The following is a 16,610-nucleotide window of genomic DNA, read 5'->3' as shown; positions in this document are numbered from 1 at the left end:
ACCCCTTAGAAATAGCCTTGACGTTTTTTGTCTTCCATGGAGCCAGCGCCATCGTGGTCGATGACCCGGCCCTGGCGCTCGGAAGTTCGCGTCAGGAGCATTTCCTGAATGATGTCCGTCAGCGTCTCGGCTTCGGACTCCACCGCGCCCGTCAACGGGTAGCAGCCAAGGGTACGGAAACGCACTTTCTTTTTGACGATGCGGGCTTTGTCCTCGTCGGACAGGTGCTCGAGGATGCGCTCGTCGTCAATCATGATCAGCGTGCCGTTCTTCTCGATCACTTCACGCTCGGCGGCGAAGTACAGCGGCACAATCGGGATGCCTTCGAGGTAGATGTACTGCCAGATGTCCAGCTCGGTCCAGTTCGACAAAGGGAACACACGAATGGATTCGCCCTTGTTGACCTTGCCGTTGTAGACGTTCCACAGCTCAGGGCGCTGGTTCTTCGGGTCCCAGCGGTGCTTGCTGTCGCGGAACGAGTACACGCGCTCTTTCGCGCGGGATTTCTCTTCATCGCGACGGGCGCCGCCAAAGGCTGCGTCGAAACCATGCTTGTCGAGTGCCTGCTTCAGGCCTTCGGTCTTCATGATGTCGGTGTGCTTGGCGCTGCCGTGGGTGAACGGGTTGATGTTCTGCGCCACGCCGTCCGGGTTGATGTGAGTGATCAGGTCCAGGCCCAGTTCTTCGACCATCTTGTCGCGGAACTTGTACATCTCCTGGAATTTCCAGCGGGTGTCGACGTGCATCACCGGAAACGGCAGTTTGCCCGGGAAGAACGCCTTGCGTGCCAGGTGCAGCATCACGGCGGAGTCTTTACCGATGGAGTACAGCATCACCGGGTTGTCGAACTCGGCGGCCACCTCGCGGATGATGTGGATGCTTTCCGCCTCCAGCTGTTTCAGATGCGTCAGTTTGTCGACCATGGCTACTCACGAAAGCTTTCTTATGAACGGCCAGCGGGCCGTGTTCGAGCGGGGAATCCTAGCACAGCGTCCTTCTTCTAATCAGGGCGCAAGCTAGAACGAAAGGGCATATGAATATGCCCGCTGGTTCGGCCGTGAAACGCTGTCCCTGTGGGAGCGGGCTTGCTCGCGAAGGCGGAGGATCAGTCGAAATCATTGTTGAATGACACACCGCTTTCGGGAGCAAGCCCCCTCCCACATTGGAGAGATGTTTAACTTCAGATCGGGTTCGGGATGTCGATGAACATGTGTTCGAGTGCAAAGCGCTTCGCCAGATAGTCACCCAACGCCTGCACGCCGTAGCGTTCGGTGGCGTGGTGGCCGGCGGCGATGAAGCTGATGTCGTTTTCTCGGGCGCTGTGGAAGGTCTGCTCGGAAGCCTCGCCACTGATAAACAGATCGACGCCGGCGGCGATCGCATTATCGATGTAGCCCTGACCGCCGCCGGTGCACCAGCCGACCCGACGGATCATCGCGCTGCCTTCGACCAGCAGCGGCTCACGCCCCATACGCTCTTGCACACGACGGGCGAAGTCGCGGGCGGTGACCGGCTCATCCAGCGAGCCGACCAGGCCGACGATCTTCAGGTTGTCCGGATCCAGCGGCCCTTCAACCGTGATGTCGAGCTGCCTTGCCAACTGCACGTTGTTGCCGACGTCCGGGTGCAGATCCAGCGGCAGGTGATACGCCAGCAGACTGATGTCGTGCTTGAGCAGCGTCTTCAACCGACGCTGTTTCATGCCGGTGATGCATGGGTTCTCACCCTTCCAGAAGTAACCGTGGTGCACCAGCACCAGGTCGGCCTCGGCTTCGACGGCAGCATCGAGCAAGGCCTGGCTGGCAGTCACACCGCTGACGATGCGCATCACCTGCGGACGACCTTCGACCTGCAGACCGTTGGGGCAATAATCGGCAATTTTTGCACTGCCAAGGTAACGGTCGGCTTCTTCGACCAGGGTGCTGAGGGCGACGGCCATGAAAGACTCCTGAAAATCCCGTTCAGAGGCGCGCGCGGCCTCGTATAATGCGCGACATTATGGGCGGTCTGACCCCGCCTGCAACTTTTCCAGGACGTGCTTAATGCTCAAGGCGCTGCGTTTTTTCGGCTGGCCGCTGTTGGCCGGCGTGCTTATCGCTCTGTTGATTATTCAGCGTTACCCGCAGTGGGTCGGGCTCCCGAGCCTCGACGTCAACCTGCAACAGGCCCCACAAACCACCAGCGTGCAACAGGGGCCCGTGTCCTATGCGGACGCCGTGGTCATCGCCGCACCGTCGGTGGTCAACCTCTACACCACGAAGGTGATTGCCAAACCGGCGCACCCGTTGTTTGAAGATCCGCAGTTCCGGCGCTTCTTCGGTGACAACTCGCCGAAGCAGAAACGCATGGAATCGAGCCTCGGATCCGGTGTGATCATGAGCCCGGAAGGCTACATCCTGACCAACAACCACGTGACCACAGGCGCCGATCAGATCGTTGTCGCGCTCAAGGATGGTCGCGAAACCCTCGCACGAGTGATCGGCAGCGATCCGGAAACCGACCTCGCGGTCCTGAAGATCGACCTGAAAAACCTCCCGGCCATCACCGTCGGCCGCTCCGACAACATTCGCATCGGCGACGTCGCACTGGCCATCGGTAACCCGTTCGGTGTCGGCCAGACCGTGACCATGGGCATCATCAGCGCCACCGGGCGTAACCAGTTGGGCCTGAACAACTACGAAGACTTCATCCAGACCGACGCGGCGATCAACCCGGGCAACTCCGGCGGCGCGCTGGTCGATGCCAACGGCAACCTCACCGGCATCAACACCGCAATCTTCTCCAAGTCCGGCGGCTCGCAGGGCATCGGTTTCGCGATCCCGGTGAAACTGGCGATGGAAGTGATGAAGTCGATCATCGAGCACGGCCAGGTGATTCGTGGCTGGCTCGGCATTGAAGTACAACCGCTGACCCAGGAACTGGCCGAATCGTTTGGCTTGTCCGGGCGTCCGGGGATTGTCGTGGCGGGGATCTTCCGCGATGGCCCGGCGCAGAAGGCCGGCCTGCAGTTGGGTGACGTGATTCTGAGCATCGACGGCGAGCCGGCGGGCGATGGTCGTCGGTCGATGAACCAGGTGGCGCGGATCAAACCGACCGACAAGGTGACCATTCAGGTGATGCGCAACGGCAAAGAGCTGAAGCTGACCGCTGAAATCGGTCTGCGCCCGCCTCCGGCGCCAGTGAAAGAAGAAGAGTAAGCACAAAGCAGTGTGGGAGCGAGCCTGCTCGCGAAGAGGCCTCGACGTTCAACATGGATGTTGAATGAGAAAGCGCTTTCGCGAGCAGGCTCGCTCCCACAGGTTCAGCCGTGCTTCAGAGGTCGCCGAGGCCGTAGATCAATGCCTGATTCTGCTCCGGCGTACCGATCGAAATCCGCAGGAACTGGGCAATCCGCGCCTGCTTGAAGTGGCGCACGATCACGCCCTGCTCACGCAGCTTGGCCGCCAGCCCCGCCGCATCATGCTGCGGATGCCGGGCAAAGATGAAGTTCGCCGCCGAAGGTAGCACTTCAAAACCTTTGGCCTGCAACTGCGCAATCACCCAGTCACGACTCTCGATGACCAGACGGCAGGTCTTGTCGAAGTACTCGCGATCTTCGAATGCAGCGGCAGCGCCGACGATCGCCAGACGATCCAGCGGGTACGAGTTGAAGCTGTTCTTGATCCGCTCCAGCGCTTCGATCAGATCCGGATGCCCTACCGCCAGACCAACGCGCAGGCCGGCCAGCGAGCGCGACTTGGACAGGGTCTGGGTCACCAGCAGGTTCGGGTAGCGGTCCACCAGGCTGATCGCCGTTTCGCCGCCAAAGTCGATGTACGCCTCATCCACCACCACTACCGAATCCGGGCTGGCCTTGAGGATCTGCTCGACTGCCTCCAGCGCCAACAGGCAACCGGTCGGTGCATTCGGATTCGGGAAAATGATCCCGCCGTTGGGTTTGGCGTAATCCGCCGGGTTGATCTGGAACTGTGCATCCAGCGGCACGGCATCGAACTGGATGCCGTACAGACCGCAGTACACCGGGTAGAAGCTGTAGCTGATGTCCGGGAACAGCAGCGGCTGATCGTGCTGTAGCAGACCGTGGAAAATGTGCGCCAGCACTTCATCCGAACCGTTGCCGAGGAACACTTGATTGTTTTGCACGCCGTAGTATTTCGCGACGGCCGTTTTCAGCAGATCACTGTTCGGGTCCGGGTACAAACGCAGGTTGTCGTTGAGTTCGACCTGCATCGCGGCCAAGGCCTTTGGAGAAGGGCCATACGGATTTTCGTTGGTGTTGAGCTTGACCAGTTTGGTCAGCTTCGGTTGTTCGCCCGGCACGTAAGGCACCAGATCCTTGACGAACGGGCTCCAGAATTTACTCATGTTCAGTTCCCCTTCTGTTCGTCTTTGATGCGGTATTCGGCGCTGCGTGCGTGCGCGCTCAGCGATTCGCCACGGGCCAGCACCGAAGCGGTCTTGCCCAGCTCGGAAGCACCGGCTTCGGAGCAGAAGATGATCGACGAACGCTTCTGGAAGTCATACACGCCCAGCGGTGAGGAGAAACGCGCGGTGCCGGACGTCGGCAACACGTGGTTCGGGCCGGCGCAGTAATCGCCCAGCGCCTCAGAGGTATGACGCCCCATGAAGATCGCGCCGGCGTGGCGGATCTGTGGCAGCCAGGCTTGTGGGTCAGCGACCGACAACTCCAGGTGTTCCGGGGCGATGCGGTTGGCGACTTCAATGGCTTGCGCCATGTCTTTCACGTGAATCAGTGCACCACGGCCATTGATCGAGGTTTCGATGATGGTCGCGCGATCCATGGTCGGCAGCAGTTTGTCGATGCTCGCCGCAACCTTGTCGAGGAACTCGGCGTCCGGGCTGACCAGAATCGCCTGCGCGTCTTCGTCGTGCTCGGCCTGGGAGAACAGGTCCATGGCGATCCAGTCCGGATCGGTCTGGCCGTCGCACACCACGAGGATTTCCGAGGGGCCTGCAATCATGTCGATGCCGACCTGACCGAACACGTGGCGCTTGGCGGTGGCGACATAGATGTTGCCCGGGCCAACCACTTTATCGACTTGCGGCACGCTTTCGGTGCCGTAAGCCAGAGCGGCAACCGCTTGTGCGCCACCGATGGTGAACACCCGGTCAACGCCGGCGATGCACGCGGCCGCCAGCACCAGTTCGTTGATCTCACCGCGTGGAGTCGGCACAACCATGACCACTTCGGTCACACCCGCCACCTTGGCCGGAATCGCATTCATCAACACCGACGACGGATACGACGCCTTACCGCCGGGTACGTACAGGCCTGCGCGATCCAGTGGCGTGACCTTCTGGCCGAGGACAGTGCCGTCAGCCTCGGTGTAGCTCCAGGAATCCTGCTTCTGTTTTTCGTGGTAGCTGCGCACGCGGGAGGCGGCTGTCTCCAGCGCTTCGCGTTGCGCCACGGTGATGCGGGTCAGGGCCAGTTCCAGACGCTCGCGCGGCAGGATCAGGTCAGCCATCGAAGCGACTTCGAGGCCATCGAACTTCTGGGTGAACTCGACCAGCGCCGCGTCACCGCGCTCGCGCACAGCCTTGATGATGTCCAGCACCCGCTGATTGACCGAGTCGTCAGACACACTTTCCCAGCTCAGCAAATGATCCAGATGATGCGCGAAATCCGGGTCAGCAGCGTTGAGTCGGCGAATTGCAGTCGGTGCGGTCATAGCGAGAGCCTCATAGGAATGGCAAAAACTCAGGCGCCCTAACTTAGCAGTCGTTTCCGCTTGGGCACCTGAGATTCTGGCTATGAGGCGGATAGACGGGCGCGACTCAAGGTCGCGCAGGTACATCAGCCGCGGTGTCGAGACTCCACTGCCTTGCGCAGGGTGTCGATCAACGCCTGGATTCGGGCGTGTTGCATTTTCATCGAAGCTTTATTGACCACCAGACGCGAGCTGATCGTGGCGATCAGTTCCTGAGGTTCCAGGCCGTTGGCGCGCAGGGTGTTGCCGGTGTCGACCACGTCGATGATCTTGTCAGCCAGACCAATCAGCGGCGCCAGCTCCATCGAGCCGTAGAGCTTGATGATGTCGACCTGACGGCCCTGTTCGGCGTAGTAACGCTTGGCCACGTTGACGAACTTGGTCGCCACACGCAGACGGCCCTTGGGCTCGGCGGCGCCGATCTTGCCGGCGGTCATCAGTTTGCACTGGGCAATCTGCAAATCCAGTGGCTCGTACAGGCCCTGGCCGGTGTATTCCATCAGCACGTCTTTACCGGCGACGCCGAGGTCGGCCGCGCCATGCTCGACATAAGTCGGCACGTCGGTGGCACGCACGATCAACAGACGTACGTCATCCTGAGTGGTAGGGATGATCAGCTTGCGGCTCTTGTCCGGATTCTCGGTCGGCACGATGCCTGCTTCAGCGAGAAGCGGCAGGGTGTCGTCAAGGATGCGGCCCTTGGACAGTGCGATGGTCAACATGGGAAACGTCAGTCCTTATCAAGGTACTCATGTCCGGTCGCAATCGGCGCCAGACACACATCGAGCCGGAAACCGGCTCGACTCATAATCTCAGTGGACACGTCCCTGTGTCCCAATGCAGTGATTAGCCCGGAACGCGACGGATCTTGGCGCCCAGCATCTGCAGTTTTTCTTCGATGCACTCGTAACCACGGTCGATGTGGTAGATGCGGTCGATCAGCGTGTCGCCTTCGGCAACCAGTGCCGAGATCACCAGGCTGGCCGAAGCTCGCAGGTCGGTGGCCATTACTGGCGCGCCCTTGAGGACTTCAGTACCGGTAACGATGGCGGTGTTGCCTTCGACCTGGATCTTCGCGCCCATGCGGTGCAGCTCGTACACGTGCATGAAACGGTTTTCGAAGATCGTCTCGATCACTGCACCGGTGCCTTCGGCAATGGCGTTGAGCGAGATGAACTGGGCCTGCATGTCAGTCGGGAATGCCGGGTACGGCGCAGTGCGCACGTTCACTGCTTTCGGGCGCTTGCCGTGCATGTTCAGCTCGATCCAGTCTTCACCGGTGGTGATTTCTGCGCCGGACTCACGGAGCTTTTCCAGAACTGCTTCGAGAATGGTCGGATCAGTGTCCTTGACCTTCACTCGACCACCCGTGACCGCAGCGGCCACCAGGTAAGTACCGGTTTCGATACGGTCAGGCATGACCTTGTAGAAACACGAACCCAGGCGCTCGACGCCATCAATGGTGATGGTGTCGGTACCAGCGCCGGATACCTTGGCGCCCATGGCGTTGAGGAAGTTCGCCAGGTCGACCACTTCAGGCTCACGCGCAGCGTTCTGCAGCACGCTGCGGCCTTTGGCCAGGGCCGCCGCCATCATGATGTTCTCGGTACCGGTCACGCTGACGGTATCGAAGAAGAAGTGTGCACCGCGCAGGCCGCCTTCTGGCGCCTTGGCCTTGATGTAGCCGCCTTCGACGTCAATGACCGCGCCCATGGCTTCGAGGCCACGGATGTGCAGGTCGACCGGACGCGAACCGATGGCGCAACCGCCAGGCAGTGCGACTTCGGCTTCACCGAAACGGGCAACCATCGGGCCCAGTACCAGGATCGACGCACGCATGGTTTTCACCAGCTCGTACGGGGCGATCAGGGTCTTGATGGTGCGCGGGTCGATTTCGACGCTGAGCTTCTCGTCGATCACAGGCTCGATGCCCATGCGACCGAACAGCTCGATCATGGTGGTGATGTCGTGCAGGTGCGGCAGGTTGCCAACGGTCACCGGGCCATCGCACAGCAGAGTGGCAGCCAGAATCGGCAGGGCGGAGTTCTTCGCCCCGGAGATACGGATTTCGCCATCAAGACGAACGCCACCGGTAATAATCAATTTATCCATAAGAATCTCGACGCCCTAGGGCTCAGGTGCGCTCGGCCCAGGCCGCGCTGCTGAAAAATTTCATAGTGACCGCGTGGATGCTGCCATCAGCAATCCAAGGGTTCAAATGGGCATAGATGCTCTGCTGACGCTTGACCGGGCTTAACGCCGCCAGTTCATCGCTAATCACGTTCAGTTGGAAATTGCAGCCTTCGCCTTCAACTTCTACCTGAATTCCTGGCAGCTTCCCTTCAAGGAAGCTCTTCACTTCTACGGCCTGCATGCTCAACCTCAATCGGCGCCCTGTGCGCACGGGTCGGACATCATACAAAAAAGCCCCGCGCCTGCGAACCCCGCATTGGCAGGACTCTGACGGGGGGCTTCTTTATCGATGCGGGTTCAGGGGTGCGCCAGCAACTCGGTCAGCTCACTGACCTGAGCGATTTCGCGCATGTCTTCCGGCATCGCGCGGATGCTCACGGCCTTGCCGGCCGCCTGGGCATCGCGCATGAAGCACAGCAGCAACGACAAACCGACGCTGCTGGACTTCTTGACTGCCGAGCAATCGATCACCAGCGCTGCAGCCTTGCTGGACTTGATCAGCGCCTGGCCTTCCTTGCGCAGGTCGGGACCTGTGCGGTAGTCCAGCACTCCGCTGAGCAATAGCTCGTCGACATCACTCATACGAACTGCCGCCTCATTCATTGCGCTGGCTTCGCGGCAGCTTTGTCGGTTTCTTCCTTGGCCTTGGCGACTTCACCGGCCCAACCGTTGATGGTCTTGTCCAGATCGTTGCCATTGCGCTGCATCGCATCGGCGAACTGATCACGGAACAGCTTGCCGATGTTGATGCCGTTGATGATCACATTGCGCAGCTTCCACTCGCCATTGATCTTCTCCAGCGTGTACTGCACAGGGTAGATCGCGCCGTTGCTGCCTTTGACGGTCATGCCGACGCTGGTGCGATCGCCCGATTCGTCCTTGGCTGGATCAACCGTGATGCCCTGGTTGTTGTACTCGAGCAAGGCGTTGCCGTAGAACTGGAACAGGCCTTTCTTGAAGTTTTCCTGGAAGGTCTGCATCTGCGCAGGCGTGGCCTTGCGCGAATACTTGACCGTCATGATGCTCTTGGAAATGCCTTCGGCATCGACCACCGGACCGACAATCGTGTTCAGCGCGGCATAGAAGTCAGCCGGATCCTGCTTGTACTTCGCTTTGTTGGCCGACAGATCGGCCAGCATACGGTTCGTGGTGTCCTGAACCAGATCGTGCGCCGACTGTCCGGGCGCAGCGTTGGCCAGCAACGGCACTGCCGCGAGCAACACCAACAGGCCACGTCGCAAGGTAGAGATCATTCAAAAGCTCCTCATTTGGCGTCTTTGCTAACGGTATTGAGCAGGAATTTACCGATCAGGTCTTCCAGTACCAGAGACGACTGCGTGTCGTGGATGGTTCCACCATCCTTCAGGCGGGTGTCTTCCCCGCCTACGCTGATACCGATGTACTTCTCGCCCAACAGGCCAGCGGTCAGGATAGACGCTGTGGAGTCAGTCGGCAGGTTGTCGACTTTTTTATCCACTTGCAGGGTCACCCGACCGGTGAAGCTGTCGCGATCCAGATCGATTGCCGTGACCTTGCCGATGGTCACACCGGCCATGGTCACTTTGGCTCTGACCGTCAAACCGGCGATATTGTCGAAGTAGGCATACAGTTTATACGTGTCGGTGGTCGAAGTCGGAGACAGGCCACTGACCCGCAGAGCAAGCAGCAACAAGGCCAGGATCCCTGCCAGCAGGAACAGGCCGACACCGATTTCCAGGGTGCGGTTTTGCATCAGAAATCTCCAAACATCAAAGCGGTCAGAATAAAGTCCAGGCCCAGTACTGCCAGCGAGGCGAATACCACGGTCTTGGTGGTGGCACGACTGATACCCTCGGAAGTGGGCTCACAGTCATAGCCTTGGAATACGGCGATCCAGGTCACGACGAAGGCGAAAACGATACTTTTGATGACGCCGTTGAGCACATCACTGGTGAAGTTCACGCTGTTTTGCATGTTCGCCCAGTAGGAGCCTTCATACACTCCAAGCCAGTCGACAGCCACCCACGAACCGCCCCAGATACCCACCACGCTGAAAATCATCGCCAGCACCGGCAGGGAAATGAAACCGGCCCACAGACGCGGGGCAATAATGTATTTGAGCGGATCGACACCGATCATTTCCAGGCTGGAAAGCTGTTCGGTGGACTTCATGTTGCCGATTTCGGCCGTCAGCGCCGAACCTGCACGCCCGGCAAACAGCAACGCCGTCACCACCGGCCCCAGCTCGCGCAGCAACGTCAGGGCCACCATCTGCCCCACCGCCTGCTCCGAACCGTAGCTCGACAGAATACTGAAGCCCTGCAGCGCCAGCACCATGCCGATGAAAATCCCGGACACGACAATGATCACCAGCGACATCACGCCGACCGAGTGCAGTTGCTTGACCAGCAGGCCGAAACCGCCGCTGATGCCACCGCGACCGAGCAGTGCGTGAAACAGGAACAGGGTCGCGCGGCCAAACACCGCAACGGCGTCGATCGCCGTCTCGCCGAATCGGCGTACGCGTTCTATTAATGAAATTCTGCGCATCAGCGCTTCCCCAGAAGATCTGCGCGGTAATCCGTCGCTGGAAAATGGTACGGCACCGGGCCATCGGGGTTGCCGGTCATGAACTGGCGGATACGCGGCTCATCCGAATTCATCAACTCGTCCGGCGTGCCCTGCCCCAGCACCTGACCATCACCCACTACATAGATGTAGTCAGCGATGCTCGCGGTTTCGGCCAGGTCGTGGGAAACCACGATACTGGTGATGCCCAGCGCATCGTTGAGCAGACGGATCAGGCGGACCAGTACGCCCATGGCGATCGGATCCTGACCGACGAACGGTTCGTCATACATGAGGATCTGCGGGTCGAGTGCAATCGCACGGGCCAGGGCGACACGACGCTTCATGCCTCCCGAAAGCTCGTCAGGCATCAGCTCGATCGCGCCGCGCAGACCGACCGCCTGCAATTTGAGCAGGACGATGTCGCGGATCATCTCATCCGGCAATTGGGTATGAACACGCAGGGGGAAAGCGACGTTCTCGAAAACATCGAGATCGGTGAACAGCGCGCCACTCTGAAACAGCACGCCCATGTGCTTTCGCGCATCGAACAGATCACTGCGCGACAGCGTCGGCAGGTTCTGACCGTTGACCCAGACTTCCCCGCTGGAGGGACGCAATTGCGCACCCATCAAACGCAGCAAGGTAGTCTTGCCACACCCGGAAGGCCCCATGATGCCGGTGACCTTGCCACGCGGGATGCGAATATCGACGTTATTGAAAATGCTGCGCGCACCGCGCTTGAAGGAGACTCCCTTCAGCTCGACCGCGTAGGCGTTATCGGCACTCATCTAAACTCCTTGCGATGCAGCCTCTCACTCGGACGCCTGGCTTTCCTTGGAAAGCACATACCTCGCGGGCGGGCCGAACTGGCGGCGAACTATATCACTGCAAACGCCAAGCGCCCAAGGCCCATGCCCGTCCGCGTTCAGCGATATGACAGGCCTGACGGCACTTTTTAAGTGTTTTAGTTACGAGGAATGACAAAGCACGACGAACTTACGTGAGGCTTTTCAACATAACCGCTATAATCGCCGCCTTTTCATCGGGCTATACGATTTCTGACATGAGCCAATCCAGCGACCTGATTCAATCGGCACAACGCACCATCCGCCTCGAAGTGGAAGCCGTACAAGGCTTGTTGCCCCATATCGACGCCGATTTCGTACGCGCTTGCGAGATGATTCTGGCCAGCAAAGGCCGTGTGGTCGTGGTCGGCATGGGCAAGTCCGGGCATGTCGGCAACAAGATTGCCGCGACCCTGGCCAGCACCGGCACCCCGGCGTTTTTCGTCCACCCGGCCGAAGCCAGCCACGGTGACATGGGCATGATCACCCGCGACGACGTGATCCTGGCCTTGTCCAACTCCGGTTCGACCAACGAAATCGTCACCCTGCTGCCACTGATCAAACGCCTGGGTATCCAGTTGATCAGCGTGACCGGCAATCCTCAGTCGCCGCTGGCCAAGGCCGCCGAAGTCAACCTCAACGTGCATGTCGAGCACGAAGCCTGTCCGCTGAACCTGGCGCCGACTTCCTCTACGACCGCCGCGCTGGTCATGGGCGACGCACTGGCCGTGGCACTGTTGGAAGCCCGTGGCTTTACCGCTGAAGATTTCGCGTTTTCCCACCCGGGTGGTGCGCTGGGCCGACGTCTGTTGCTGAAAGTGGAAAACGTCATGCACGCAGGCCAGGAACTGCCGCAGGTGCAACGCGGCACCCTGCTCAAGGACGCACTCATGGAAATGACCCGCAAGGGTCTGGGCATGACCGTGATCCTTGAGGCCGACGGTAAACTGGCCGGGATCTTCACCGACGGCGACTTGCGTCGCACGCTGGATCGCAGCATCGACATCCGCAGTGCCACCATCGACCAGGTCATGACCGCACACGGCAAGACTGCACGGCCCGAGATGCTCGCTGCCGAAGCCCTGAAAATCATGGAAGACCACCGAATCAACGCCCTGGTGGTCGTGGACGAAGAAGATCGCCCGATCGGCGCCTTCAACCTCTCCGATCTGCTGCGTGCAGGAGTGATGTAATGACAACCGACCTGCTGCAGCGCGGCAAAGCGATCAAACTGGCGGTGTTCGACGTCGACGGTGTGCTCACTGACGGGCGCCTGTATTTCCTTGAAGACGGCAGCGAATTCAAGACCTTCAACACCCTCGACGGCCAGGGCATCAAAATGCTGATGAACGCCGGTGTCGAAACCGCGATCATCAGTGGCCGCAAGACCCCGGTGGTTGAGCGCCGGGCGAAAAACCTCGGCATCCCGCACCTGTTTCAGGGGCGCGAAGACAAATTGGTGGTTCTGGACGGTCTTCTGCAGCAACTGGGCCTAAGCTATGAACAGGTTGCCTATCTCGGTGACGACCTGCCAGACCTGCCGGTCATCCGCCGCGTAGGCTTGGGCATGGCCGTCGCCAATGCCGCCGATTTCGTACGCGAGCACGCCCATGGCGTCACGCGGGCCCGTGGTGGCGAAGGTGCCGCCCGCGAATTCTGCGAATTGATCCTGCGCGCCCAGGGCCGCCTCGATGCGGCCAATGCCGCGTACCTGTGAGCCAAAACATGTTTAGCAAAAAATTTCGCAACTTCCTGCTGTTCGGCTGCATCGCTGCAATGTTTGCAGCGGTCGGCTACTGGAACATCAGCCCTGAACGCTTCCTCGACAAACCCCCGGTCAAGGTCGAAGACACGGCCATCGACTGGTACGCGACCAACACGCATACCCTGCAATACCTTCCGGACGGCAAGCTGCAGTACGAAATGACGTCCGACAAGGCCGAGCACCTGAAAGCGACGGACGTGACCCTGGTCACCAAACCCGACCTGAACATGTTCCGTGGCACCGAGTTCCCGTGGCACGTGACCAGCGAGCGCGGCGAAGTCAATCCTGACGGCACCCAGGTAGAACTGATCGACTCGGTACGCATCAAGCGCACCGATGAAAAGAACCGCGACACCCTGATCACCAGCACACGCATGACGGTGTTCCCTCAGCAGCAATATGCGCAGACCGAGCAACCCGTTAGAATCGACGGTGCTGGCGGTGTATCGACTGGCGTGGGAATGAAGGCGTATTTGAAGGAAAGCAGGATACACCTGCAATCGAACGTAAGAGGACAGTATGAGGCTCGTTAAAACCCTCCCTATTTTGCTCAGTCTGGGCGCAGCACTGGGAAGCGTGAGCGCCTGGGCTCTGCCGAACGATCAGCAGCAACCTATCCGCATTCAGGCCGACGACGCCCAACTGGACGACAAGAATGGCATCGCCACCTATAAAGGTGACGTGATCATCACCCAGGGTTCGATGATCGTTAAAGGCAACACGGTGACCATCACCCGCACCCCGACCGGTGACATCGACGTCGTGACGTCGGTGGGCAACCTTGCCTACTTCGAGCAACTGCAGACCCAGGGCGATACCAAGCCTGTACAGGGCTGGGGCGTGACGATCCAGTACCACGCCGCGCAAAACCGCGTCGTGCTGATCGACAAGGCCAAGGTTGTCGACAAGGACAACAACACCACCCAAGGCGAGAAAATCGTTTACGACACGGTGAGAAAACTGGCCAGCGCCGGTCGCGCTACCGGCAATAAAGTCACCGAAACGCGTCCGCGCATCGACATGGTGATCCAGCCGAAGAAGAAAACCGACGAGAAGACCCAGTAATGGCAACTCTGAAAGCTCAGCACCTGGCCAAGGCCTATAAAAGCCGCCAGGTCGTGCGTGACGTCAGCCTGTCGATCGACAGCGGCCAGATCGTCGGCCTGCTCGGCCCGAACGGCGCCGGCAAGACCACCTGCTTCTACATGATCGTCGGCCTGGTGCAGGCCGATCAGGGCCGCGTGCTGATCGATGATCTGGACGTCAGCCACCAGCCAATGCACGGCCGCGCCAAGGCCGGTATCGGCTATCTGCCGCAAGAAGCGTCGATCTTCCGCAAACTGTCGGTGGCCGACAACATCATGGCCATCCTCGAGACCCGCACGGAACTCGACAAGGCCGGTCGTCGCAAGGAGCTGGAAAGCCTGCTGCAGGAATTCCACATCAGCCACATTCGCGACAACCTGGGCATGAGCCTGTCCGGTGGTGAGCGCCGCCGGGTGGAAATCGCCCGTGCCTTGGCCACCGCACCGAAATTCATCCTGCTCGACGAACCGTTCGCCGGTGTCGACCCGATCTCGGTCGGCGACATCAAGCAGATCATCCACCACCTCAAGGCCAAGGGCATCGGTGTACTGATCACCGATCACAACGTGCGTGAGACCCTGGATATCTGCGAAACCGCCTACATCGTCAACGACGGTCAACTGATCGCCGAAGGTGACGCCGCGACCATCCTGGCCAACGATCTGGTCAAGGAAGTGTACCTGGGCCACGAGTTCCGCCTCTAAAGCGCAATCGCATTCGGCCAGCCGTCCGAGTGCTGTAACGTTGAAGCGAAGTTTTATACGCTTTTATTGTTACAGCGCTCTAGGCAAACACGACAGTTTCAGGCATATAATTTGCTTAAGTTTGGCGCTCCGGCGCCCTGTAGTGGATGGCGCATGCGCGCCGGCGAATAAGGTGTTAAGCCCCTGCCATGAAACCATCGCTAGTCTTGAGAATGGGCCAGCAGCTGACGATGACACCGCAGCTGCAACAGGCCATCCGCCTGCTCCAATTGTCGACCCTGGACCTGCAACAGGAAATCCAGGAGGCCCTGGAATCCAATCCGATGCTCGAACGCCAGGAAGAAGGCGACGACTTCGACAACTCCGATCCTTTGGCCGACAACGCCGAACAAAAGCCCAACACCGAGATTCAGGAACCCTCCTATCAGGAAACCGCACCGACGGTGGACAACCTGGAAGATGGCGAATGGAACGAGCGCATCCCTAACGAATTGCCCGTCGACACCGCCTGGGAAGACGTCTACCAGACCAGCGCCAGCAGCCTGCCCAGCAGCGATGATGACGAGTGGGACTTCACCACCCGCACTTCCGCCGGGGAAAGCCTGCAAAGCCATCTGCTGTGGCAATTGAACCTGGCGCCGATGTCCGACACCGACCGCCTGATCGCCGTGACCCTGATCGACTGCATCAATAATCAGGGCTACCTCGACGAAACCCTTGAAGAAATTCTCGACGCCTTTGATCCGGAGCTCGACATCGAGCTGGACGAGATCGAGGCCGTGCTGCACCGCATCCAGCAGTTCGAACCGGCCGGCATCGGCGCCCGCAACCTCGGCGAATGCCTGCTGCTGCAACTGCGCCAGCTACCAGCCAAGACCCCGTGGCTGAACGAAGCCAAGCGTCTGGTCAGCGATTACATCGATCTGCTCGGCAGTCGCGACTACAGCCAGTTGATGCGGCGCATGAAGCTCAAGGAAGATGAACTGCGCCAGGTCATCGAACTGGTACAGAGCCTCAACCCACGCCCGGGTTCACAAATCGAATCGACCGAAGCCGAGTACGTGGTGCCCGATGTCATCGTGCGCAAGGACAACGAACGCTGGCTGGTCGAGCTGAACCAGGAATCGGTGCCACGCCTGCGGGTCAACGCCCAGTACGCCGGCTTCGTGCGCCGTGCCGACACCAGCGCCGACAACACCTTCATGCGCAATCAGTTGCAGGAAGCGCGCTGGTTCATCAAGAGCCTGCAAAGCCGCAACGAAACCCTGATGAAGGTCGCCACCCAGATCGTCGAGCATCAGCGCGGCTTCCTGGAATACGGCGACGAAGCCATGAAGCCGCTGGTCCTGCACGACATCGCCGAGGCGGTGGGTATGCACGAATCGACGATTTCCCGGGTCACCACCCAGAAATTCATGCATACCCCGCGCGGTATTTATGAACTGAAATACTTTTTCTCCAGCCACGTCAGCACCTCCGAAGGCGGCGAATGCTCGTCTACAGCGATCCGCGCGATCATCAAAAAACTGGTTGCAGCGGAAAATCAGAAAAAGCCGTTGAGTGACAGCAAGATCGCTGGTTTACTGGAGGCACAAGGCATTCAGGTGGCTCGCCGCACCGTCGCCAAGTACCGTGAATCCCTCGGGATCGCGCCTTCGAGCGAACGCAAGCGGTTGATGTAAGCCACGTTACAGCGTTCCAGTGGCAGGCTATTCAGCCTGCCGCTTTATGCACT

General features: G+C 59.7%; 19 protein-coding genes. 7 read left to right on the top strand and 12 right to left on the bottom strand.

Features of this window, described 5'->3' with window-relative positions:
• Window positions 1–5: 5 nt before the first annotated feature.
• Window positions 6–923: a sulfate adenylyltransferase subunit CysD gene (gene cysD / locus AC1UK9_RS04875; protein ID WP_008085033.1), complete on the bottom strand. Its 918-nt coding sequence runs from the start codon at window positions 921–923 to the stop codon at window positions 6–8.
• A 257-nt stretch (window positions 924–1,180) separates the two neighbouring features.
• Window positions 1,181–1,939, bottom strand: a complete 759-nt coding sequence (locus AC1UK9_RS04870; protein WP_482579613.1) for a Nif3-like dinuclear metal center hexameric protein — start codon at window positions 1,937–1,939, stop codon at window positions 1,181–1,183.
• Between the two features lie 103 nt (window positions 1,940–2,042).
• On the opposite strand from AC1UK9_RS04870, the gene algW reads away from it, so the two are divergent.
• The gene (gene algW / locus AC1UK9_RS04865) at window positions 2,043–3,197 is read left to right on the top strand and encodes a Do family serine endopeptidase AlgW (protein WP_025109446.1); all 1,155 of its coding nucleotides are present in this window, start codon (window positions 2,043–2,045) and stop codon (window positions 3,195–3,197) included.
• A 115-nt stretch (window positions 3,198–3,312) separates the two neighbouring features.
• On the opposite strand, the gene hisC is transcribed toward algW, so the two are convergent.
• The 10 genes from hisC to AC1UK9_RS04815 all read right to left on the bottom strand — a co-directional run bounded on the left by hisC (window position 3,313) and on the right by AC1UK9_RS04815 (window position 11,263).
• On the bottom strand, window positions 3,313–4,365 hold the full coding sequence (gene hisC / locus AC1UK9_RS04860) for a histidinol-phosphate transaminase (protein ID WP_473014490.1): 1,053 nt from the start codon (window positions 4,363–4,365) through the stop codon (window positions 3,313–3,315).
• Window positions 4,366–4,367: 2 nt separating this feature from the next.
• The gene (hisD, locus tag AC1UK9_RS04855; RefSeq protein ID WP_482579612.1) at window positions 4,368–5,693 is read right to left on the bottom strand and encodes a histidinol dehydrogenase; all 1,326 of its coding nucleotides are present in this window, start codon (window positions 5,691–5,693) and stop codon (window positions 4,368–4,370) included.
• A 125-nt stretch (window positions 5,694–5,818) separates the two neighbouring features.
• Entirely contained in the window at window positions 5,819–6,454 is a 636-nt protein-coding gene (gene hisG, locus AC1UK9_RS04850; RefSeq protein ID WP_003221711.1) for an ATP phosphoribosyltransferase, read from the bottom strand.
• Window positions 6,455–6,578: 124 nt separating this feature from the next.
• Window positions 6,579–7,844: a UDP-N-acetylglucosamine 1-carboxyvinyltransferase gene (murA, locus tag AC1UK9_RS04845; RefSeq protein WP_025109449.1), complete on the bottom strand. Its 1,266-nt coding sequence runs from the start codon at window positions 7,842–7,844 to the stop codon at window positions 6,579–6,581.
• 22 nt (window positions 7,845–7,866) lie between these two features.
• The gene (locus tag AC1UK9_RS04840) at window positions 7,867–8,106 is read right to left on the bottom strand and encodes a BolA family protein (RefSeq protein ID WP_008070578.1); all 240 of its coding nucleotides are present in this window, start codon (window positions 8,104–8,106) and stop codon (window positions 7,867–7,869) included.
• Between the two features lie 116 nt (window positions 8,107–8,222).
• Window positions 8,223–8,528 (bottom strand): STAS domain-containing protein, encoded by a 306-nt coding sequence (locus AC1UK9_RS04835; protein WP_025109450.1) that lies wholly within the window; start codon window positions 8,526–8,528, stop codon window positions 8,223–8,225.
• Window positions 8,525–9,178: an MlaC/ttg2D family ABC transporter substrate-binding protein gene (locus AC1UK9_RS04830; protein WP_025109451.1), complete on the bottom strand. Its 654-nt coding sequence runs from the start codon at window positions 9,176–9,178 to the stop codon at window positions 8,525–8,527. Before AC1UK9_RS04830 ends, AC1UK9_RS04835 begins: the two co-directional genes overlap by 4 nt.
• Before the next feature lie 11 nt (window positions 9,179–9,189).
• Complete coding sequence (gene mlaD, locus AC1UK9_RS04825; protein WP_007967220.1) at window positions 9,190–9,657, bottom strand: outer membrane lipid asymmetry maintenance protein MlaD; 468 nt, start codon at window positions 9,655–9,657, stop codon at window positions 9,190–9,192.
• Window positions 9,657–10,454 (bottom strand): lipid asymmetry maintenance ABC transporter permease subunit MlaE, encoded by a 798-nt coding sequence (gene mlaE / locus AC1UK9_RS04820; RefSeq protein WP_025109452.1) that lies wholly within the window; start codon window positions 10,452–10,454, stop codon window positions 9,657–9,659. Before mlaE ends, mlaD begins: the two co-directional genes overlap by 1 nt.
• On the bottom strand, window positions 10,454–11,263 hold the full coding sequence (locus AC1UK9_RS04815; RefSeq protein WP_003221703.1) for an ATP-binding cassette domain-containing protein: 810 nt from the start codon (window positions 11,261–11,263) through the stop codon (window positions 10,454–10,456). Before AC1UK9_RS04815 ends, mlaE begins: the two co-directional genes overlap by 1 nt.
• A 275-nt stretch (window positions 11,264–11,538) precedes the next feature.
• On the opposite strand from AC1UK9_RS04815, the gene AC1UK9_RS04810 reads away from it, so the two are divergent.
• From AC1UK9_RS04810 to AC1UK9_RS04785, 6 genes are all read left to right on the top strand, one after another.
• Entirely contained in the window at window positions 11,539–12,513 is a 975-nt protein-coding gene (locus AC1UK9_RS04810; RefSeq protein WP_482579611.1) for a KpsF/GutQ family sugar-phosphate isomerase, read from the top strand.
• Window positions 12,513–13,037 carry a KdsC family phosphatase gene (locus tag AC1UK9_RS04805; protein ID WP_025109454.1) on the top strand — a complete coding sequence of 175 codons (525 nt, stop codon included), beginning with the start codon at window positions 12,513–12,515 and terminating at the stop codon, window positions 13,035–13,037. Before AC1UK9_RS04810 ends, AC1UK9_RS04805 begins: the two co-directional genes overlap by 1 nt.
• Before the next feature lie 8 nt (window positions 13,038–13,045).
• Window positions 13,046–13,618, top strand: coding sequence for an LPS export ABC transporter periplasmic protein LptC (gene lptC, locus AC1UK9_RS04800; protein ID WP_102356078.1), 573 nt, complete (start codon window positions 13,046–13,048; stop codon window positions 13,616–13,618).
• A complete protein-coding gene (gene lptA / locus AC1UK9_RS04795; protein WP_025109456.1) occupies window positions 13,605–14,150 on the top strand; it encodes a lipopolysaccharide transport periplasmic protein LptA in 546 nt (181 codons plus the stop codon). Before lptC ends, lptA begins: the two co-directional genes overlap by 14 nt.
• Complete coding sequence (lptB, locus tag AC1UK9_RS04790; protein WP_007967211.1) at window positions 14,150–14,875, top strand: LPS export ABC transporter ATP-binding protein; 726 nt, start codon at window positions 14,150–14,152, stop codon at window positions 14,873–14,875. Before lptA ends, lptB begins: the two co-directional genes overlap by 1 nt.
• Window positions 14,876–15,063: 188 nt before the next feature.
• The gene (locus AC1UK9_RS04785; protein ID WP_025109457.1) at window positions 15,064–16,557 is read left to right on the top strand and encodes an RNA polymerase factor sigma-54; all 1,494 of its coding nucleotides are present in this window, start codon (window positions 15,064–15,066) and stop codon (window positions 16,555–16,557) included.
• Window positions 16,558–16,610: the final 53 nt, after the last annotated feature.

It is taken from the genome of Pseudomonas sp. AK-TSAG1-1 (assembly GCF_056821665.1).
Note: the sequence above shows the minus strand (reverse complement) of the source record. Positions and strands in the feature narration are given on the sequence as shown.